Here is a 19,802-nt window from a genome sequence, read left to right on the forward strand (position 1 = left end):
CTCATCTCCACTCTCTGATGGTTACGATGAGCCTGAAATCCTCCGTTACGCAATCAACCTATTCTGTTCCATGAGTGCTGATGGCAGACACTGCTTGACATGATTAGAAGTCGACTTGCGTCGGTGCCGCTTGAACAGCGCAGTTACCATCCGGCCGAAACGATCCGGCCAAAGGTTCAAGAGGGGAAAGCCAAAAAATGACTTCAAATGATACTCTGTCCCTGCTGGCCTGCCAGATCGAAATCCCCGCCACTGAGAGCGCTGCCGCGCGAGACAAACATCTTGCGGAAAGCGCGGCGAAAGTGCGCGATCAGCTCAGCCGCCGGAACGTGGATCTCGTGGTTCTTCCTGAGCTTTCCAGTATTGATTATTCGCGCGCAGCCTTCGACCGGCTCAATGAGATTGCGGAACCCTTGGAAGGAGCTTCTTTTGAAACATGGCGCAATATAGCCAAAGAATTCGGTGTCCATGTCTCTTACAGTTTTGCGCGCCGGGGGGCATCGGGGACGCATATTTCAGTTGCTGTCGTCAACCCGGACGGTGCGCTGGACGGCTACTACGACAAGCTTCACCTCTGCCATTATGGCGCTTCAATGGAGAAGGAATATTTTGACGCCGGGAATCACATATTTATGTTTAAAATCAATGGCTTAAATGTTTCACCTATCATATGTTATGACATTCGTATTCCCGAGCTTGCACGCACCCTGACCCTAAAGCACGACGTCGATCTTATTCTGCATTGCGGGGCATATTATCGCGATGAGTCCTTCGTAACTTGGCACAATTTCGCCATGTCACGCGCGATGGAAAACCAGATCTTCTTCCTATCCCTTAACCGGGCCGGAGAAAACTGGGGCAATTCGATCTTTTGCTGGCCTTGGATGGATGAAAATACTCTGCCGGTGCGGTTTGCCGAGACAGCTGAGGACTTTCGCTGCGTGACCTTAAGTAAGAGCCAACTCTTGCTGGCAAGAGAAAGCTACACATTCCTCGACGACCGACTTGCGGATTACGATTCACTCTGAAGGGTCGGACAGCCTTCTGTTAGCGGTAGCGAAACATAGGTAAGGTTTCGAATGACACAGGTTACCATTGCTCGGGTGACGCTCGAAAAAATAAACGATCTGGATTTTGCGCTAAGGGCGTTGTCGTCTGAAATGGGCGATAGACATGTCGCGAATGTCGACATTCTGAAAGCGGCCTTCGCAGTTGAACAACCGGCCTTCTACGCGTTGCTCGCTCACAGTGATAACGAAGTTGTTGGTGCACTTGTTTGGACCCCATTGTTTTCAACCACCAGAGGGGGTGGCGGCTTATTTGTAAGTGATCTTTGGGTTTCCTCTTCGGTGAGAGGGCAAGGTATTGGAGGCAGGCTGCTGTCTCGCGCGGTTTTCGATGCGGACAAATCTTCTTACGCGTGTTTTGTTAAACTGGCAGTCCATTGCACCAACCCCTCTGCCTTATCCTTTTACACCCATATCGGATTTAAGGAAGAAACCAACATGTCGGCCATGATCCTCGAAGGCGCTTTTTTACAGAGTTTCAAGAAGCTCTAAACGTCAGTAGTGACGAAACCATTACCGTGCTCAAGTATTCGAACTTTCTCACTACAGGTATTAGTAGCCTATAAGGCGACGATAGTGCCTTTGGAACGATGGCGAGAAATTCGGCTGCCATATCTGAATCAACAGTATCGCAAGGTCAGTCGGGCGAAAAATCGATACTGTTTTAGGTTAGTGCGTCGATGCTCTAGTGGAATTCTGATTTTGGAGAACTGAACTGCCACCACCATTTTCTGGTCCTAGGTATGGCTTTATCCGAAGTGGTCATTGATGCGCGTACCATCATTGACTGATTTGTCCGCAAAGTACCACTTCGAACAGGTTCTGGCTCTGCGCCTACTGTGGACGGCAGGTTCGACGGGTCGTGTCGCAGCATCACCAACTGATAGCCAGCTGCAACAACGACCCGCCAACGAAAGCGGTCAGTAGTGGTCAAATTTTAGTGGCCTCTGCTATGGCTAGTGCATCCTCAAGCTCAACACCGAGATACCGAACGGTATTGTCCATCTTTGTATGCCCATGTTCCAAGTTGGGCGAAGCGCGCGAATGACATGTAAGTTTGGTGTTTCCATAACTGATCATCCGATCCGCCATTCCCGCCCACAACGACAACCCGGCGTTGACGAGAGAGGATATCACAGGATGCCGTGCCGCCTCTAAGGTCCGCATCAAGCCTTGACTCCCAAGTGCTGCAAAGTGAAATCCTGGTAGGTACACCACCAAAGCAGACCTTGGTCGCGGTGGGGCATGCTACTCACTTCAGTTTTTACAGGATAAAGTGACTGGCCTGCCACGGGAGCCAGCCTCACAGACGAAGTACATGCACCGAACACTGAGCGTGTCTCACGACGAGAGCGGCTGTTGACCCTAAAAAGAACTCTTTCATCCCAGGTTTGTGCGAAGCAAGGACGATACAGTCTATGCCATGTTTGTTCGCGTATTCAGTGATTGCGCGACCTGCCGATTGGCTCTCGAGCAGGACAGAAGATACCTCGGCCTCATTTTTTAGGCGTTCGACCAAGCGCGCCTTTGCTTTTTGGAGAGACTTTTCTGCGATCCCTTCATCCATATAGTACATTATCTGTCTGTTAGGGGGTTCATGGATATGTGCGGCGGTGATTGTTCCGCCTTCGGATACAAGGGCGTGTGCCGCCGCGAGTGCGTGTTCACTGATACCGTGTTCAAGTGACAGTGCCACTAGGATATTTTGGTACATTTCAAACCTCCGAATTTAGGTTTTCAGATATCTGCTGCTAACTGGCCTCTCCCTATTCGTCTTCGAGAGAGTGCTCAGGCACCCCAGCCGTAAGAATGGGGTGCGTGCTGTTTCGTCCTAGGCTTTTGCGCTTCCCCGTCTTTATCTGCTGAGCAGGAGATCCGGTAGGAAGAGGGCCAACTCCGGTACAAAAGTTGTCAGCATCAGCGTCGGAAGCCAGGCAAAAACTATGAAGATCAAAGTCGGCCATAGCATGCGCGAAACCGGCTCATCACAAACCTGAGCACCGAGATAAAGTAATGGTGCGGTTGGTGGGGTGATGTTCGCCATACCCAGATTTACTCCAATCACGGCAGCAAAATGGATCGGATCCATGCCAGTGCTCTGAGCGATGGGCAGCAGGATTGGTGTTGCCAATAGCAGACCGGAGATATCATCCATGAGCATTCCGATCAGGATCATTACGACGTTGATCATCAGAAGTATGACGACCGGATTGTCGGACACGGAATAGACCAAATCCTTGGCCAACTGAGGCGCACCCTGCGAGATCAGGTTGTCCGAAACGATCAGCACCATGAAGATCATGACCATGACCACGCCAATCGTAACACCGGAGTTCTGGATGGTATGAGCCAGCGTTTTCCAGGTCAGACCACGATAGAAGTAAATCGCAATCGGGATCGAGTAGACCACTGCGATACCTGCGGCCTCGGTCGGCGTCATAATGCCACCATAAATTCCGCCCAGAATGATTAGCGGCATCATAAGCGCAGGCCCGGCCAGGCGCGCCTGAACTCCGAATGTCGGCAGGAACGGTTTAGGACGTTCCGTCAGGTTGATGTCGTCATACTTCCGCAGCATGAACTGATTAACGACTATCAAAAGCGTGATCAGGATGATCGCTGGAATGACCGTGGACAAGAAGCACTTCAGTACGTGCTGCTGTGCAACCCAGCCATAAAGAATGTGAGACGAACTCGGTGGAATCAACAGACCCAAGGGGCTGGCCGCCACGATCAGAGCTGCCGATTGCCCACCCGGATAGTTGGCCTTTTTCAGGTGGGGCATCATGATGCCGCCTATACAGGTCAGTGTTGCATTTGCACTACCGGAAATGGAGCCGAACACACCGCAGGCCAGCACCCCAGCCGCGCTCAGTCCTCCTTTGATATGGCCAATGAACATTTCAGCCAAAGAGACAAGAGGGGCCGCGATTTTACCTTTCTCCATGATGCCTCCGGCGATCATGAAGAGTGGGATCGCCAGAAGTACCAATGAGCGGATACCCGTAGAGCCGGTGGGCAAGTAGCCGGTGATGGATTGATCTCCGACAAGGGCGATGAAAATCAAAACCGATCCGAATGCTACGTAAACGCTGACGCCCAACAGCAGCATAAAGCAGACGATTAGGAGACTTCCTCCGATGATCATTGGGTTTCTCCTTTTTGCATTTCTGATCTCAAGGGAAGCCCGAGCCCCTTGCGGATATGCACGTACAGATATGCCGCCGTGAACGTCGCCATGAGGCCAAAGGCAATCATGATCGCAATCCGCCAGGTCACAAACGGAATGCGCAGCACCGGGGTTGCGCGCAGCCGGGGGAATGAGAAGTCATCAAGCAGCGAGACATAACAGGCGTACATGAGGAATAGGATCACCAGCACCTCGACTGTCAGGACGACAAAGCCGCGCCACCAGATCAACCGAGGATTTTGGATCACGATGCCAAGAATGTCAGCGTTGATGTGCAGGTTGCGGGCAGAGGCCAGAACAGCACCTGCAAAAAAGCCGATGATGCTAATACCCAAAAGCCATTCTTCGTAGGCAAACAGATCACCGCCAAACCCATACCGAATGACAACAACTGCCCCAAATGTGAAAGCCATCAGGAAACCGGCAAACATAACGATCTGCCTCATGGCAAAAGCCACTGCTTTCAGCGGATACCCAATAATGACTGGCAACTCGTCAGTGATTTTTTGCGAGCTCTTCTTTTCTGCACTTTCGACGACCAATGGACGTTCAGCTTCAGTGCTAGACATCTTTTTCCCTCCCTTAGTTGAGCCAAAGACCAAAAAAGGGCCAACTGATCTGCTGGCCCTTCTTCTCAGTGTTTATTGCTGTTCTTTTGCTGCCAGCAGGCGGTCGATGATGTCCTGACCGACGTTTTGTGCCATCGCTGGCCAGACCGTTTCCTGGACATGAGCGGCCATCGCAGCTTGTTCTTCGTCACTCAGGCGCAGGATGGTGTAGCCTTTGTCGAGCAATTTCTGGCCGAACACTTCGTCATTCTCACGATTGTAGGCAAAGAAGTCTTCGGATGCTTTGGTCATCGCGGCTTGCAGCGCGGCGCGCTGTTCGCCGTTCAGCTTGTCGAGCGTCCGCTGCGACGCGTAGAAGGTTGTCAGCTCAGAGATCGAATTGTATTCGACAAAATGGGTGCCAACATCCGACTTGGCGAAGATCGAGTAAGTCGCGGTCTTCGTGCAGCAGATCGCCCCATCGACGATGCCGGCCTGAAGTGCCGGGAAGATGTCGCCCCATGCCATAGTGGTCGCCTGGTAACCCAGTTCTTCGACCATCGACTTCACAACGCTGGAAGACCAGACGCGAATGTTCATGCCCTTGTCGTCAAAGGTATTCCAGTTCTCGGGCTCTTGCGACGAAACGATGCCGATGAACCCTTCCGGATTCTGCGCCATGACGCGCACGCCATATTCGTCGGTGATCTCTTGCAGGATGGTGTTGAACTCGGAATCCATGTTCAGAAGCGTGCTTTCCATGTCATCCCAGCCGCCCAGCAGGAACGGCATGGACAGGAATTCCAGGCGTGGATCGGTATCGGCATAGATGAACGCTGAAGCCAGATCGATGTTGCCGCGTGCAACATCTTCGAACAAAGCTTCACCAGAACCCAACTGGTTTGCTGGAAAGACTTCTACCGTTAGTCCAACATCCGCAGCTGCAACATCCGCAGCGACCTGTTCCATCATTTTCGTGCCCTGATGGTCAATCGGGAACACGCCGGCAAAGCGTAGTGTCATGTCTTCCGCTGCGGCTGCTGTTGAGAGTGCGGTGGCCGCAAGCAAAGCGGCACCACCCATCGCGCCAAGGGCGCGGCGGTTAATCTTCGTAATCATTAAGGTTTCCTCCTCAGTGGTGTGTGTCCCGCCGCATTACGCGCGGCGGGACATTTCTTTGCTTCAATTCAGCAAAGTTCCGGGGCGACGAACTCGTATCCAAGGTCATCGGCCACAGCCTGGTAAGTCACCTTCCCGTGGGCCACGTTCAGGCCGTTCATCAGGTGACGATTGTCTGCAAGCGCCTGCTTCCACCCATTGTTGGCAATAGCCAGAGCGTGCGGCAGCGTGACGTTGTTCAGTGCATAGGTCGACGTTCGGGCGACTGCGCCCGGCATGTTGGCGACGCAGTAATGAACAACATCGTCGACAACATATGTGGGCTCTGCGTGAGTGGTGGCTTTGGACGTTTCAAAGCAGCCGCCCTGGTCAATCGCCACGTCCACGACGACCGCACCGGGTTTCATTTTTGAGATCAGTTCGCGCGTGACCAGCTTGGGCGCAGCAGCACCCGGGATCAGAACAGCACCGACAACCAGATCGGCATTGGTGACTTCTTCCTCCAATGCGGCTTTGGTCGAATAGACGACCTTGGCGGACGCCTCGAAATGGTTCTCCAACTTCTCAAGCGCTGCCGGGTTGCGGTCCAGAATGGTCACGTCCGCGTGCAAGCCAACAGCCATCTGAGCCGCATTGAACCCAACAACACCGCCACCGATGATCACGACCTTGCCTGGTTTCACACCAGGCACACCGCCCAGCAGCACGCCTAGGCCTCCCTTTGCTTTCTCCAACGCACCGGCACCGGCCTGGATCGACATGCGACCGGCAACCTGGCTCATCGGTTTTAGCAGGGGCAGACCGCCATTGTCGTCGGTGACCGTCTCATAAGCGATGCAGACAGCGCCCGAGTTGACCAGATCTTTGGTCTGCTCCGGATCGGGGGCCAGATGCAGATAGGTATAGAGGATCTGACCTTCGCGCAGCATAGCGCGTTCCACGGCCTGAGGTTCCTTTACCTTCACGATCATCTCTGCATTGGCAAAGATGTCGGCCGCAGTTTCGGCAATTTCCGCACCCGCGGCACGATAGGCGTCATCATCAGCCCCAATGCCGACCCCGGCATTGGTCTCCACGATGACGTTGTGACCATGAGAGACCAGTTCCGCGACACTTTCGGGGGTCAGGCCAACGCGGTATTCATGGTTCTTGATTTCCTTGGGAACACCAATGAACATGTGTTTCACTCCTTGGATCGGATGATCATTTTGCGGTTGGCATGACGAACTCGGCACCTTCCGAGATGCTCTCGGGCCAGCGCTGCATGATGGATTTCTGCTTGGTGTAGAAACGAACACCCTCTTCGCCATAGGCGTGCATGTCGCCGAACAGGCTCTTCTTCCAGCCGCCAAACCCATGCCAGGCCATCGGAACCGGGATCGGAACGTTGACGCCGACCATGCCGACCTGAACCTGCTTGCCAAACTCACGCGCTACGTTGCCGTCACGGGTGAACAGTGACACGCCGTTGCCGAATTCGTGGTCGTTGATCAGTTGCAGGCCTTCGGCAAAGTTCGAGACGCGGACACAGGACAGAACCGGGCCAAAGATCTCTTCCTTGTAGATCTTCATGTCGGGGGTGACGTTGTCGAACAGGGTGCCGCCCAGGAAATAGCCTTCCTCGTGCCCTGCGACTGTGTAGTCTCGGCCATCAACCAGAAGGTCGGCACCTTCTTCGACGCCAGAGTCAATGTACCCTTTGATCCGATCACGCGCAGCGGCGGTGACAATCGGGCCCATCTCGGCGTCCAGCTCTAGGCCATTCTTGACCTTCAGAGTTTCGGCGCGCTCTTTCAGAACTGGCATGAGTTTGTCGGCAGCATCACCAACCAGCAAAGCGACCGAGATAGCCATGCAGCGTTCGCCCGCCGAACCAAAGGCCGCGCCGATCAGGGCGTCGGCTGCCTTGTTCATGTCGGCATCGGGCATAACCAGCATGTGGTTCTTCGCGCCACCCAGAGCCTGAACCCGCTTGCCATGCCGCGCACCAACCTCGTAGATGTAGTTCGCAATCGGGGTCGAGCCGACGAAGGACACAGCCTTGACATCGTCGTTCTCCAACAACGCGTCCACGGCGACCTTGTCACCTTGTACGACGTTGAACACACCATCGGGGAAGCCAGCCTTCTGCATCAGATCCGCGTACAGCAGTGCAGCGGACGGGTCGGTTGGCGACGGCTTCAGGACGAAGGTATTGCCTGCGGCGATGGCGATCGGGAACATCCACATCGGCACCATAACCGGGAAGTTGAAGGGAGTGATCCCGGCGACAACACCCAACGCCTGACGCGTGGTCCAGTTGTCCATTCCAGTAGATACCTGCTCCGTGTAATCGCCTTTGAGGAGTTGAGGGATGCCGCAGGCAAACTCGATGATATCAATACCGCGCTCAACTTCGCCTTGAGCGTCGGTGAACACCTTGCCATGCTCAACCGTGATGGCGCGTGCCAGATCGTCTTTATGCTCACGCACCAGGGCCAGAAAATTGTTCATCAGGCGGGCGCGGCGGATTGGCGGTGTGTTTGACCACTTCGGGAACGCGGCTTTGGCCGCGGCCACTGCGTCGTCGACAGTCTGGACGTTCGCCAGTGACACTTCGCCGGTTTGCGCACCGGTTGCGGGATTGAAAACCGGCTGAGTATTCTCACCGGATGGAGCAGTGATTTGGCCATTAATGTAGTGGCCGATCAAAGCGATCGGGGATGCATCTTTCATGATGTCAGTCCTTTTTGGGGTTAGAAGTCAGGGGTTATGGCAGGTCAGCCAATACCTCTCCAAGTGTTTGACAAAGTTTTGTTATTTCTGGTTCCGATATGATCAGAGGTGGAGACAAGGCGATGATGTCACCTGTGACACGGATCATTATTCCGGCGTCCCAGGCTCGTTTCATTGCATCATAACCCCGTGCCCCAGGCGCGCCCTCTCGTGGTGCAAGCTCGACCGCGCCCACCAATCCCAGATTGCGGATATCGATGACGTTCGGCAGACCTTTGAGGCTGTGAAGCTGATCTTCCCAGGGCTGCGACAGCAATGCAGCGCGGCGGAACAGATCGTTCTCCCTGTAACTCTCCAGCGTTGCCAGCGCGGCGGCACAAGACACCGGATTGGCAGAATAGGTATAACCGTGGAACAGCTCAATCGGCGCATCGGCGTTTTCCATCGCCGAGTCATAGATCTTGTCGGATACAATGACCGCGCCCATCGGGATGACACCGTTGGTCAGGCCTTTGGCGGTCGTGATGATGTCTGGCTTTACATCAAAATACTCTGACGCTGTCGCTGCCCCCAAGCGACCGAATGCAGTGATAACTTCGTCGAAGATCAGCAGAATGCCATGGCGGTCGCAGATCTCACGCAGTCGTATTAGGTATCCTTTCGGCGGCAGGAGGACACCGGTCGAACCGGCCATTGGTTCGACGATCACAGCCGCAATTGTCGAGGCGTCATGTAAAGCAACCAAACGCTCCAGATCGTCTGCCAGCTCTGCCCCGTGTTGTGGGCAACCGCGGGAGAATGCGTTCTTGTCCAGATCATGCGTGTGACGCAGGTGATCAACGCCGGTCAGAAGCGCGCCGAAATGCATGCGGTTCTTGACGATACCGCCAACCGAGATGCCACCAAACCCTGTGCCGTGGTAGCCACGCTCGCGCCCGATTAAACGCGTACGCGCCCCATCGCCGCGCATTCGATGGTAGTGCAGCGCTATCTTTAGCGCCGTATCGACAGACTCGGAGCCAGAGTTGGTGAAGAATGCGTGGTTCATTCCCTCAGGCATCATCGCGGTCAGCTTTGCTGACAACTCAAACGCCTGAGGGTGGGAGAACTGGAAGTTCGGTGCATAATCCAACTCGTGCACCTGCTTCTGAACTGCTTCAACAATCAGCGGATCGCGGTGACCTGCGTTAACGCACCACAGTCCGGCGGTTCCATCCATTACCTTCCGACCATCAGAACTGGTGTAATACATCCCCTCGGCCGCTTGGATCATTCGGGGCTCGCGAAGGAAATCACGATTGGCCGAAAACGGCATCCAGAACGATGACATTGTATTGGGTTGATCGAGCACGTCCATTCCTCGTGAAGCAGATTTTCATTTGATGACAAATCCTTGCAGAGTTCAGACCTTCCGCACACCCGGCTTTATTTTAATCTGTAAGTTATTGAAAAAAATCGTTGCGCCCTTAGAATGCTTTCGATCCAAAGCAAGAAAGCACTAGAGTAACGGTTTTGTCATCAGATCTCGAAACGGCACGTCGTCTAAAGTTGATTCGGACGACCAAGGGCCTCAGTCAACGTGAAATGGCCAAACGCGCGGGAGTGGGTAGCGGGACGATTTCTCAAATCGAAAGCGGTTCAACTCAGCCATCCGTGGCGTTGCTAAAGAAGATCCTTGCCTCGGTAGAGGTCAATTTGGGCTTTTTCTTCAGTTTTGAATTGCAAAACGAGGAGTCGTTTTTTTACCCGCACGAAAGAATGCGCGACTTGGGATCACCTGGAGTCTCCTATTTGCTTGTCGCAGGAGAGCGCCGAGACAGAAAACTCCAGATGCTCATAGAAGAGTACGATGTCGGTGCCGACTCGGGTCGATCTGTACTGTCGCACGAAGGAGAGGAATGTGCGGTTGTGATAGAGGGCCGTCTTGAAGTCACAGTAGATGGGCAGTCCAGGGTTCTGGGTCCCGGGGACGCATACTACTTCTCAAGCATATTGCCACACAGGTTTCGGAATGCCGGTGATACGCCATGTAAAGTGATCAGCGCCTGCACTCCTTCGTCGTTCTGACTATATGAAAGAGCTCTTCTGTGAGCGCTTCAATATTTCTCGGGATAGTCAAATTCGATAACCGACTCAGAATAAAGAAATAAAATCGACATTCACGATCAGGGGCCAATTGTCGCCTTTCTCACGCGATCCTCAACGGCGATCCATCTAGATTTCGCGCTTGCAGCGAATGGCCGGAATGCGGGCTGCACCCGCAGAAAATCGGTGCCGTGCTGAATGTCGGTTAAGGGCCGTTGGAGCACTTTCCCAAATCGACCTGCCACCTCACTTTCTCCTCTTCCAAACGAGCCAATATCCCGCGCAAAAACGTAGAGCCGTGATCCGTTCGAAAGAAAAATGTATGATCAAAACAAGCACCGATCTGAGCCTAGATTTGGTCTCTTTTTATGCTCGCACATCCAACTCTAACTTGGGTCTTCTGAATTGATCCAACTTGAACTGATTGAGTGTGCCTCTGCCGGGTTGAGGATACCGTCGTGTCCAAGGTTTGGCAGGACTTCCACTTCTTTGGTCGACATATTTGCTGTCAATTCATGATAGCCATCGGTTCAAACGTATGGGTCGCCCGCGCCTGCAATTATTATGGTGCGCTCTTCCATAGCTTCCAGCGCCTCAACTACGGAGGGTGGGGGCGTTGGCAAACCAGATGCAATTGCAGTGAACGAATAGCTTGGGAATTCAGGCGGTGCGTTCAAATACGCGACGGGCCTGTCGTTAAAGTAGCTAATCCCCACCATGTTCAGTATTATCAGTGCTGTGATCCGCATCCGATCAATATACAAAATTGTATCACTCGGTGTTTCTTCGACAGCAGTGGGGCCGGGCCCAAGAAATGGAGCGAAATGTATGTAGCCATCAATTTGCGGTCAATCTGCCTTGAGCGCATACCTCAGTGCGATTCCGCCGCCCATCGAATGACCCGCCAGCCAGATTCGCGCGTCTGGCTTTTCAGCTTGTAGCTGCGAAACGATCTCCGCAAGGTCATCTTCATATTGGCCAAACCGATCTAAACTGTAAGCTGCGCCACTGGATCGATTGTGCCCCCTTAGATCAATGGCGACGACTTGTGCATTCGTGCTTGTTGCCAGCAATCCGGCAGGATTGTTCCATCGCTCTCCGGCCACGCCAATTCCGTGTACTGTCCGTCGTCAGGGATTTTGGGACAGATGGCAGCGTGAGCCAAGAGAGGGTCTGGCGCATCTGGTTCATGTGATTATGCGGCGGATTTGCGGTGAAGCAAGCGTCGCGTTTCGATGGTCTTTAGTTTGATCCTTTCTCGTTGTTGCAGGATGGACTTGAACGCGCGGAAACACGGAAGGCCTCTGACGGAACTACGCCACGAGAGCGGGAACAAGTGCGCGCGACCCAAAAGGATACAGGTATAGCTCAAAAACCAAAAAAGCTGAAATGATGTGTCCATGCTGATCAGGGCAAGTCTGCCAAATGGGTTCTTCTATGTGACTATCGTTTGCCATTCAGTTGAAACGGTCATCATCAACATCAGGCGTCGCGGGTGATTTTGCTTCTTCGAGGCAGCGCCCTAAACAGCATCATTCAATAGTTAGGAAGCGTCGTGACTCAGGCTCTGTTGAGCTCGGTCACATCGAGGACCGCCGTAAAGTGAGCGTTGCCAGTCCCATCCCGATCAAGATGCTACCGCTAGCACGCTTGAACCAAACAATAACAGAAGGACGACGGATCACGCTTCGCATTCGGCTGGCAAGTCGCGCATAGAAATAGGTATTCAACCAAGCAAGGCAGGTAAACGTTGCAATGGCCGCGGCAAACTGAGGCAAGAGAGGCGCTGCGGTATTGATGAACTGGGGCACAAACGCAATGAAGAATGCGATTGGCTTAGGGTTTAATGCTGTCACACCATAACACTGACGGAAAATCCGGTGGGAACTGATGCGCGGTCCAGCTTGTTCGGCCTCCAGGCCGCCGTCTTGGGCTGATCGAATTGTTCGAATACCAAGCCAAATAAGATACGCCGCCCCCACCCATTTAAACACTGTGAAAATCTCTGCCGAAGCCATCATCAACGCACCGAGCCCCGCTAGCGAGACTGTCATTGCCGTCATGTCCCCCAAGGCAACGCCGGACGCGGCAACCGGCGCTACTCTGGGTCCATTTGAAAGTCCGAACGTAATCACAAGAAGGATTGTCGGACCAATTGGGAAGATCAAAAAGACGGAAGAGGCAGCTACGAATGCTAGCCAAGTTTCAAATTCCATTTCTAGTTCTCCTAGCCTGGTTATGAGCACTGCGCGCAAATCATTGAAAATGCTCTGTTCCGTCTTGCAATCGCTTCATCCAGGTCAAGGTGGGTCGGTCTTGTCAATGGTTTGACAAACTATGTACCACGGGACCTAACAGCGGGCATTCGCGCAATCGCAGCTAAGGACTGGATTGTCCGCATTTCGCAAGTTTAGGCAGCCTTTGATTTTGCGCTCGCAGCGAACTGCAGGTTCGACGGGCCGCGCCGCAGCATGGAGACTATGGGGCGAAGGAACGGAAAGGGCCGTGCTGACCTGCGAATTTCTTAAGTTGGTGCCCATTTCTCCCAACACAGATTTGAGCGTTTAAGAGACAAAGGCCTGCAAAAAGGAGCCTTCTGTCTCAGTTCTGCTCCAAGCAATACCTCTTAGATCGCCTTGATTTAATAATGTCCGACATTATTGTATATTTTGTCAGACATTAATTGTATTGTTGGAGGCAACTTGATTCGGAGCCACCGCACGTGACAGAAAATTTACCACCGCAAAAACGGAGCGATGACGCGGGAAACTCGCTTAAGGAGTTGCCCTCCGGCAGCACCAGCCGGGATGTTCTGGATGCGCTGTCCTCGATGATTGATGCGGAAGGCCTAAAGATTGGCGACCGTCTGCCTCCCGAAATTGAAATCGCACGCCGCCTTGGTATTGGTCGGGCAAAGGTCCGAGAAGCCCTGACGAGTTGGCAGAACATGGGCATCGTTGTTCGCAACAAGAAAGCCGGAACACGTTTGGCGGCCGAAGTGTCAGCGAATGCGATTCACCTTCCTCTGACATTGAAACTAGAAGCAGAGAGCTTGTTGCGAACCCACGCTGTGCGCCGACCCTTGGAAATCGAAGCGGCACGGCTGGCGGCACTGAATTGCACTGAGGCGCAAGGACTGTTGATTACTGCCCGTGTTGCCGAGCTCATAGCCACTCATGCCGCTGGTGAAGACTGGCGTCAGGCTGACTATCGGTTCCATTCATCACTGCACGACGCTTGCGGAAATCCTTTGTTCGGGCAATTGATCCGTCAGATCCAGCAAGGCTTCAATGAAGTTTACGAAGCGCCGTTCGGTCAGCCGCATCTGGGTCAGGCGACAATCCCAATTCACACAAAGCTTGCCGAGGCGGTTGTCTCGGGGAATGCAGACGAAGCTGCGCGGATTGTCGGTAATATCATGGACATGGTCGAAGCGGAAATTCGCCAGATCATGGAGAATCAGAATGTCTGATCATAGAGACATCGCGACCCTGCTAGCAGCGGTACTGCCCGACTCTGATGGGGCAGTGACACCTCCGATCGTCCAAACCTCACTGTTTACCTTCGATAGCTATCAAAGTTTCGAAGACAGGATGGCAGGCCGGTCGGATTCTGCAATCTACACCCGCGTGGAAAACCCAACCGTTGCAGCGTTTGAAAAACTAATGGCTCAAGCTGAGCAGGGTGAAGCAGCGGTTGGTTTCGCTTCCGGGATGGCAGCAATTTCCTCAACGCTATTGGCATTCGTCAAACCCGGTGACCGGATAGCCTGCGTCGAGCATGTCTATCCGGATACATTCCGGTTTTTAGAACGCATGCTGCGCCCCTTCGGGGTGCACATTGAATACCATGCGCCGGAACGCTTTGAGAACGACCCGGATCTTCTTGCGAATGTGAAACTGGCCTATCTGGAAAGCCCCGGATCGGTCGTTTTTGAAGCAATGGATCTGCGTCGTGTCGCTGACCATGCGAAACGTCACAAAGTGCTGACGATGATTGACAATTCCTGGGCCAGCCCGGTGTTTCAACACCCCCTCGCACTGGGCATCGACATCGTCATCCACTCAGCCTCGAAGTATATCTCGGGGCACTCGGACACGGTTGCGGGTGTGGTGGTCGCCTCCCTGGATCATATCGCCCGCATCCGTGATCTGACGCTACCTTTGCTGGGTGCAAAGCTGGCGCCCTTTGAGGCGTTCCTGCTGACGCGAGGTCTGAGGACGTTGAGCGCGCGCATGATGCAACATCAGGCAACGGCCAACGTGTTCGTTGATCGTCTGGCCACTATTCCACAAGTTCGACGGATTAATTCACCCGGCGCTAACGACGTTCCAGGGTTATCGGGGCGGTCTGGGCTTATGTCGATCGAGTTCGATGACAGCGTCGACATCGCAAAATTTTCCGATGCTTTGAGTCTATTCCGCCTCGGTGTGAGCTGGGGTGGATTCGAAAGCCTGATCCTGCCGGCGCGTGTCGGACTTGCTCAAGCCGGTGAACAAAACTCGATGCAGAAGTTTGGCGTCTCGCCCAATCTTGTGCGCCTGAATCTTGGGCTCGAGTCAGCCGACGATCTCTGGGCCGATTTCACATCAGCACTCGCAAAAAGCACCGATTAAAAAAATTCGACCCCAAGCAGAAATTAAAACCAACAGGAGGAAAACATGAAAAAACTACTAGCAGGACTGACAGCTGCTGCCGCGCTGATGGGATCGGCCTCGTATGCCGAAACCACACTGAAACTGGTTGAGGTGATCACAAGCCCAGAGCGTACCGAAGTGCTTCAGGGCATCGTTGATGAGTTTGAGGCCGCCAACCCTGACGTCACTGTCGAGATCGTGTCGCTGCCATGGGGCAGCGCATTCGAAAAATTGGCCACAATGGTCGCGGGCGGTGACATCCCCGATGTGGTTGAAATGCCCGACACATGGCAGGCGCTCTATGCAGGGTCTGACCAACTGGTCAGCCTTAAAGACCATGTAGCCGGATGGGACCATGGGGCAACGCTGACCGATAAGACTGTCGCGATGGGCAGCCAAGCAGGTGATCTCTATATGATCCCATATGGTTTCTACCTGCGGGCGATGTTCTACAACAAGAAATTGCTGGCCGAAGCGGGTGTCGATGCTCCTCCGACAACGATGGAAGAGTTCAGAGCTGCCTCGGCCGCAGTTTCTGAACTAGATGGCAAATATGGGTACTGTTTGCGCGGTGGTCCTGGCGGCACCAATGGATGGATCATGTTCGCCGCAGCGATGAACGGCACCAACGAATTCTTCACAGAAGATGGCGTCAGCCGCATCAATGAGCCCGGCTCGGTCGAAGGCATCCAGTTCATGATCGACATGTATCAGAACGGATATGCACCCAAGGACAGCGTCAGCTGGGGATTCAATGAAATCGTGGCTGGTTTCTATTCCGGCACCTGTGCATTCCTTGATCAAGACCCCGACGCTCTGATCGCCATTGCCGAGCGGATGCCCGCAGAAGACTTTGCAGTTATTCCGATGCCGATCGGACCTTCGGGCAAAGCGTTCCCGACCATTGGTTTTGCAGGCTGGTCGATCTTCAACGCGACCGAGCACGAAGACGAAGCCTTTGATTTGGTCGCGGCTCTGTCCTCGCCAGAGGCCAATGCCACGTGGGCCAAACGGGTAGGCGTTATTCCAATCCACAAAGGTGCTGATCAGGATCCGCATTTCCAGACCGAGCAGTTCAAAGGCTGGTTCGAGGAACTGAACGGCGAGCAATATGTGCCGACCACAATGCCAACCAACCTTGAGCAGTGGGGTTATTTTGGCAGCACACTTCTGCTGGAAACCAGCCAGGAAGCTTTGCTGGGCCAGCGCAGTGCTCAGGACGTTGCGGATGAGTGGGCTGAGTTCCTCACCGACGAGCACGCCAAATGGAAGGCAAACCAGTGATTGCTCGCGCTCAAAAAACTGTCAGGCCCGGGGACACCCGGGCAAGACGCTCGCTTTACCTGCAATACATGGTCGAGCCGTTCTTCTATCTGTCACCCGCGATCCTTCTTATCGGTGCGGTGATTATGATCCCACTGATCATCGGAATCTCCTACTCATTCCAATCCATTGAGCTGTTGAAGCCTTTTGACTCCGGCTGGATCGGGTTGGAAAACTACGTCGATCTCTGGAGTGATCGCAAGTTCTGGATCGCGATGGAGAACACGCTGTTCTGGACTTTCTGGTCGATCACATTCCAATTCTTGCTTGGACTTGGCCTTGCCATGCTTCTGAACACACAGTTCTTTGGCAAGAAGCTGTTTCAGGCCCTTGTTTTCCTACCATGGGCCGTCCCGACCTTTCTGTCCGCGCTGACATGGGCGTGGCTGTTCAACCCGGTCATCGGTCCGTTGCCGCATTGGCTGGCAGCACTTGGCATTCTGTCAGAGCCTTACAACATCCTTGGTGATCCTAAGCTTGCGATGTGGGGCCCGATCACAGCGAATATTTGGTTCGGTGTGCCGTTCTTTGCCATCACATTGCTGGCGGCGTTGCAATCGATACCCGGTGAGCTTTACGAAGCAGCGGAAGTTGATGGCGCGAGCCCATGGCAGACTTTCACCAAGATCACTTTGCCGTTCCTTGCTCCGATGATCGCGATCACCGTGATGCTGCGAACAATCTGGATTGCCAACTTTGCTGATCTGATCTACGTGATGACCGGCGGTGGGCCTGCTAATTCGACACAAATTCTGTCGACCTACATCTTCACCACGGCCTTCCGCAAACTGGATTTTGGCTATGCGTCGACCATCGCCGTGGCACTTCTGGTAATCCTTCTGATCTACGCCGTCATCCTGCTCTGGCTTCGTAAGAAGCTGGTCAAGATCTGAGGAGTTAGCCATGTCAGTCATCCAAAAACACAACCCTGCAATGGTCTTAGGGAAGTATGCAGCGCTCGCATTCTATTTGATCTTTGCGCTGTTCCCGCTCTATTGGCTGCTCAAGATCGGGCTTACACCGGATGAGTTGATCTACTCGGAAGGCACCAGGCTGTTTCCAAGCGAGGTCACGTTCTCGAACTTCACGACGGTCATTTTCCAGACTGATTTTGTGGCCTACTTTCGGAACTCGTTGGTTGTATCCCTTGGGGCGGCTTTCTTTACAACGCTGTTTGCAGCTGGGGCGGGCTATGCGTTTTCGCGCTTCGTATTTGCGGGCAAACGGATCATCATAGCATTGATGTTGATCACCCAGATGTTCCCGCTACTGATGATCATTGCCCCAATCTACAAGATCGTCGCCGAACTCGGTCTGCTGAATTCGCTGACAAGCCTGATTGTTGTCTACACTGCGTTCAACATCCCCTTTGCAACTTTCCTGATGCAGTCATTCTTTGACGGCATTCCTAAAGATCTGGAAGACGCGGCAATGATGGATGGCTGTTCGCGATTTCAGGCGCTGTGCAAAGTCGTGTTTCCACTGACATTGCCCGGTCTCGGGGCGACGCTTGGATTTGTCTTTACTGCAGCATGGTCAGAGTTGCTATTTGCGCTGATGCTGATTTCGAAGAACGACGCAATGACCTTCCCGGTTGGCCTGTTGACGTTTGTTTCCAAGTTCTCGGTCGATTGGGGGCAAATGATGGCAGCCGGCGTGCTGGCGCTGATCCCAAGCTGTCTCTTCTTCATCTTCATTCAACGCTATCTCGTGCAGGGCCTCACGTCCGGCGCGGTCAAAGGATAGGAGGCCAGATCATGGCACGTATCGAACTTCGTGACGTTGCAAAACGATATGGATCCGTTGTGGTCCTACGCAACATCGACCTTGAGATCCAGGATGGTGAGTTCATCGTTCTGGTGGGTCCTTCGGGCTGCGGCAAGTCCACTCTGCTACGCATGATTGCCGGTCTTGAGCCGATATCAAACGGCGATTTCCTGATTGATGGCGAGCGTATGAACGATGTGAGACCAAGGGATCGGGACATCGCGATGGTGTTCCAATCCTACGCTCTCTATCCGCATATGGATGTCGCGCGGAATATGGGTTTCTCGATGGAAATCCGCAAAGATCCGGCAGCGGAACGCAAATCAAAGGTCGCCCAGGCGGCGGAAACTTTGGGCCTATCCAACCTGACGGATCGCTTGCCCAAGGCCCTTTCGGGCGGACAACGTCAGCGGGTTGCCATGGGCAGAGCCATCATCCGTGATCCGCAGGCCTTCCTGTTTGACGAACCTCTGTCAAATCTCGACGCGGCGCTGCGTGTCGAGATGCGGTTGGAGATAGCGCGGCTACATCAAAAACTCAGCGCAACCATGATCTACGTGACACATGATCAGGTCGAAGCATTGACGCTGGCAGACAGGATCGTTGTTCTGAACGGTGGTGATATCCAACAGGTCGGCAGCCCGTTGGAACTTTACGAACGTCCGGCCAACAAGTTTGTTGCGCAGTTCATCGGCTCACCCACCATGAATGTCGTGCCTGTCACTGGAACCGATACAGGTGTGACCGCCGGAAATGGAGCCGAAATCGAACTTCCTGATCAACTTCTTACTGCACAGGCGAAAGAGCTGGGGGTAAGACCAGAGCATATTGATGTCGTGGACAATGGCACAGGTGATCTTTCGGCCGTGGCTGATGTTGTTGAACATCTGGGCTCGGACACGAACATCTATGCGAACGTCGAAGGCATCGGGTCAATGATGGTGCGCAAGCATGGCAATATCCCCGTAAAGTCTGGCGAACAGCTTGGTCTGCGCATTCAGACAGAAAACGCTCATCTTTTTGCTAATGACGGCACAGCGTTGCGGCGGGTCGGCTGAGATGACGAACGAATCGGAAATTCGGGCAGCGCTTGAGAAAAAGACGCTCTGGCTGTCGTCGTGGATGATCCACAATGCCAACAACATTCGCGCCAAAGGTAGGATCAAGGTGGGTGGTCATCAGGCGTCATCAGCCTCGATGAATGCGATACTGAACGCGCTATATTTCGATGTGCTGCGCCCCCAGGATCGCGTTGCAGTCTGTCTGCCATCAGCACTCATGGAACAGAATAGGTTGATTGCGTAACGGAGGATTTCAGGCTCATCGTAACCATCAGAGAGTGGAGATGAGA

The 19,802-nt window shown here is 53.6% G+C and carries 18 protein-coding genes and 2 pseudogenes; 10 read left to right on the top strand and 10 right to left on the bottom strand.

Annotated features, from left to right (window positions below):
- Window positions 1-197: 197 nt before the first annotated feature.
- Window positions 198-1,028 carry a carbon-nitrogen hydrolase family protein gene (locus tag ACR0K9_RS20755; protein WP_480825932.1) on the top strand — a complete coding sequence of 277 codons (831 nt, stop codon included), beginning with the start codon at window positions 198-200 and terminating at the stop codon, window positions 1,026-1,028.
- A 51-nt stretch (window positions 1,029-1,079) separates the two neighbouring features.
- Window positions 1,080-1,559: a GNAT family N-acetyltransferase gene (locus ACR0K9_RS20760; RefSeq protein WP_480825933.1), complete on the top strand. Its 480-nt coding sequence runs from the start codon at window positions 1,080-1,082 to the stop codon at window positions 1,557-1,559.
- A gap of 438 nt (window positions 1,560-1,997) precedes the next feature.
- Here ACR0K9_RS20760 and ACR0K9_RS20765 read toward each other — a convergent pair.
- The 8 genes and pseudogenes from ACR0K9_RS20765 to aptA form a co-directional block, all read right to left on the bottom strand.
- Window positions 1,998-2,084 (bottom strand): annotated as a pseudogene (locus tag ACR0K9_RS20765) (integrase); the annotation flags it as partial.
- Between the two features lie 286 nt (window positions 2,085-2,370).
- Window positions 2,371-2,781: a universal stress protein gene (locus tag ACR0K9_RS20770; RefSeq protein WP_480825935.1), complete on the bottom strand. Its 411-nt coding sequence runs from the start codon at window positions 2,779-2,781 to the stop codon at window positions 2,371-2,373.
- A gap of 141 nt (window positions 2,782-2,922) precedes the next feature.
- Entirely contained in the window at window positions 2,923-4,215 is a 1,293-nt protein-coding gene (locus ACR0K9_RS20775; protein ID WP_480825937.1) for a TRAP transporter large permease, read from the bottom strand.
- Complete coding sequence (locus ACR0K9_RS20780; RefSeq protein WP_480825939.1) at window positions 4,212-4,826, bottom strand: TRAP transporter small permease; 615 nt, start codon at window positions 4,824-4,826, stop codon at window positions 4,212-4,214. The genes ACR0K9_RS20775 and ACR0K9_RS20780 overlap by 4 nt, the downstream gene beginning before the upstream one ends.
- A 72-nt stretch (window positions 4,827-4,898) precedes the next feature.
- Window positions 4,899-5,888, bottom strand: a complete 990-nt coding sequence (dctP, locus tag ACR0K9_RS20785) for a TRAP transporter substrate-binding protein DctP (RefSeq protein WP_480825960.1) — start codon at window positions 5,886-5,888, stop codon at window positions 4,899-4,901.
- Window positions 5,889-5,992: 104 nt separating this feature from the next.
- Complete coding sequence (ald, locus tag ACR0K9_RS20790) at window positions 5,993-7,102, bottom strand: alanine dehydrogenase (protein ID WP_480825941.1); 1,110 nt, start codon at window positions 7,100-7,102, stop codon at window positions 5,993-5,995.
- Between the two features lie 25 nt (window positions 7,103-7,127).
- Entirely contained in the window at window positions 7,128-8,639 is a 1,512-nt protein-coding gene (locus ACR0K9_RS20795) for a CoA-acylating methylmalonate-semialdehyde dehydrogenase (RefSeq protein ID WP_480825943.1), read from the bottom strand.
- A gap of 34 nt (window positions 8,640-8,673) precedes the next feature.
- The gene (gene aptA / locus ACR0K9_RS20800; RefSeq protein WP_480825944.1) at window positions 8,674-9,996 is read right to left on the bottom strand and encodes an omega-aminotransferase AptA; all 1,323 of its coding nucleotides are present in this window, start codon (window positions 9,994-9,996) and stop codon (window positions 8,674-8,676) included.
- A 155-nt stretch (window positions 9,997-10,151) separates the two neighbouring features.
- On the opposite strand from aptA, the gene ACR0K9_RS20805 reads away from it, so the two are divergent.
- A complete protein-coding gene (locus ACR0K9_RS20805) occupies window positions 10,152-10,706 on the top strand; it encodes a cupin domain-containing protein (protein WP_480825946.1) in 555 nt (184 codons plus the stop codon).
- Between the two features lie 866 nt (window positions 10,707-11,572).
- Here ACR0K9_RS20805 and ACR0K9_RS20810 read toward each other — a convergent pair.
- Together ACR0K9_RS20810 and ACR0K9_RS20815 are read right to left on the bottom strand one after the other, a co-directional pair.
- A complete protein-coding gene (locus ACR0K9_RS20810) occupies window positions 11,573-11,836 on the bottom strand; it encodes an alpha/beta fold hydrolase (protein WP_480825962.1) in 264 nt (87 codons plus the stop codon).
- Between the two features lie 468 nt (window positions 11,837-12,304).
- The gene (locus ACR0K9_RS20815; RefSeq protein ID WP_480825948.1) at window positions 12,305-12,940 is read right to left on the bottom strand and encodes a LysE family translocator; all 636 of its coding nucleotides are present in this window, start codon (window positions 12,938-12,940) and stop codon (window positions 12,305-12,307) included.
- A 506-nt stretch (window positions 12,941-13,446) separates the two neighbouring features.
- On the opposite strand from ACR0K9_RS20815, the gene ACR0K9_RS20820 reads away from it, so the two are divergent.
- From ACR0K9_RS20820 to ACR0K9_RS20850, 7 genes and pseudogenes are all read left to right on the top strand, one after another.
- Window positions 13,447-14,196, top strand: coding sequence for a FadR/GntR family transcriptional regulator (locus ACR0K9_RS20820; protein ID WP_480825964.1), 750 nt, complete (start codon window positions 13,447-13,449; stop codon window positions 14,194-14,196).
- A complete protein-coding gene (locus ACR0K9_RS20825) occupies window positions 14,189-15,340 on the top strand; it encodes an aminotransferase class I/II-fold pyridoxal phosphate-dependent enzyme (protein ID WP_480825950.1) in 1,152 nt (383 codons plus the stop codon). Before ACR0K9_RS20820 ends, ACR0K9_RS20825 begins: the two co-directional genes overlap by 8 nt.
- 45 nt (window positions 15,341-15,385) lie before the next feature.
- The gene (locus ACR0K9_RS20830) at window positions 15,386-16,645 is read left to right on the top strand and encodes an ABC transporter substrate-binding protein (protein WP_480825952.1); all 1,260 of its coding nucleotides are present in this window, start codon (window positions 15,386-15,388) and stop codon (window positions 16,643-16,645) included.
- Window positions 16,627-17,577, top strand: coding sequence for a carbohydrate ABC transporter permease (locus tag ACR0K9_RS20835; protein WP_480825954.1), 951 nt, complete (start codon window positions 16,627-16,629; stop codon window positions 17,575-17,577). Before ACR0K9_RS20830 ends, ACR0K9_RS20835 begins: the two co-directional genes overlap by 19 nt.
- Before the next feature lie 10 nt (window positions 17,578-17,587).
- Entirely contained in the window at window positions 17,588-18,430 is an 843-nt protein-coding gene (locus tag ACR0K9_RS20840; protein ID WP_480825956.1) for a carbohydrate ABC transporter permease, read from the top strand.
- 11 nt (window positions 18,431-18,441) lie between these two features.
- Complete coding sequence (locus ACR0K9_RS20845) at window positions 18,442-19,509, top strand: ABC transporter ATP-binding protein (protein ID WP_480825958.1); 1,068 nt, start codon at window positions 18,442-18,444, stop codon at window positions 19,507-19,509.
- 1 nt (window position 19,510) lies between these two features.
- Window positions 19,511-19,711 (top strand): annotated as a pseudogene (locus ACR0K9_RS20850) (hypothetical protein); the annotation flags it as partial.
- Between the last annotated feature and the right edge of the window lie 91 nt (window positions 19,712-19,802).

It is taken from the genome of Ruegeria sp. L12 (assembly GCF_056531745.1).

Bases quoted from the DNA above. Each gene is read 5' to 3' on its own strand.
- ACR0K9_RS20755 (WP_480825932.1), top strand. From the start codon at position 198: ATGACTTCAAATGATACTCTGTCCCTGCTGGCCTGCCAGATCGAAATC.
- ACR0K9_RS20760 (WP_480825933.1), top strand. From the start codon at position 1,080: ATGACACAGGTTACCATTGCTCGGGTGACGCTCGAAAAAATAAACGAT.
- ACR0K9_RS20770 (WP_480825935.1), bottom strand. From the start codon at position 2,781: ATGTACCAAAATATCCTAGTGGCACTGTCACTTGAACACGGTATCAGT.
- ACR0K9_RS20775 (WP_480825937.1), bottom strand. From the start codon at position 4,215: ATGATCATCGGAGGAAGTCTCCTAATCGTCTGCTTTATGCTGCTGTTG.
- ACR0K9_RS20780 (WP_480825939.1), bottom strand. From the start codon at position 4,826: ATGTCTAGCACTGAAGCTGAACGTCCATTGGTCGTCGAAAGTGCAGAA.
- dctP (WP_480825960.1), bottom strand. From the start codon at position 5,888: ATGGGTGGTGCCGCTTTGCTTGCGGCCACCGCACTCTCAACAGCAGCC.
- ald (WP_480825941.1), bottom strand. From the start codon at position 7,102: ATGTTCATTGGTGTTCCCAAGGAAATCAAGAACCATGAATACCGCGTT.
- ACR0K9_RS20795 (WP_480825943.1), bottom strand. From the start codon at position 8,639: ATGAAAGATGCATCCCCGATCGCTTTGATCGGCCACTACATTAATGGC.
- aptA (WP_480825944.1), bottom strand. From the start codon at position 9,996: ATGGACGTGCTCGATCAACCCAATACAATGTCATCGTTCTGGATGCCG.
- ACR0K9_RS20815 (WP_480825948.1), bottom strand. From the start codon at position 12,940: ATGGAATTTGAAACTTGGCTAGCATTCGTAGCTGCCTCTTCCGTCTTT.
- ACR0K9_RS20825 (WP_480825950.1), top strand. From the start codon at position 14,189: ATGTCTGATCATAGAGACATCGCGACCCTGCTAGCAGCGGTACTGCCC.
- ACR0K9_RS20830 (WP_480825952.1), top strand. From the start codon at position 15,386: ATGAAAAAACTACTAGCAGGACTGACAGCTGCTGCCGCGCTGATGGGA.
- ACR0K9_RS20835 (WP_480825954.1), top strand. From the start codon at position 16,627: ATGGAAGGCAAACCAGTGATTGCTCGCGCTCAAAAAACTGTCAGGCCC.
- ACR0K9_RS20840 (WP_480825956.1), top strand. From the start codon at position 17,588: ATGTCAGTCATCCAAAAACACAACCCTGCAATGGTCTTAGGGAAGTAT.
- ACR0K9_RS20845 (WP_480825958.1), top strand. From the start codon at position 18,442: ATGGCACGTATCGAACTTCGTGACGTTGCAAAACGATATGGATCCGTT.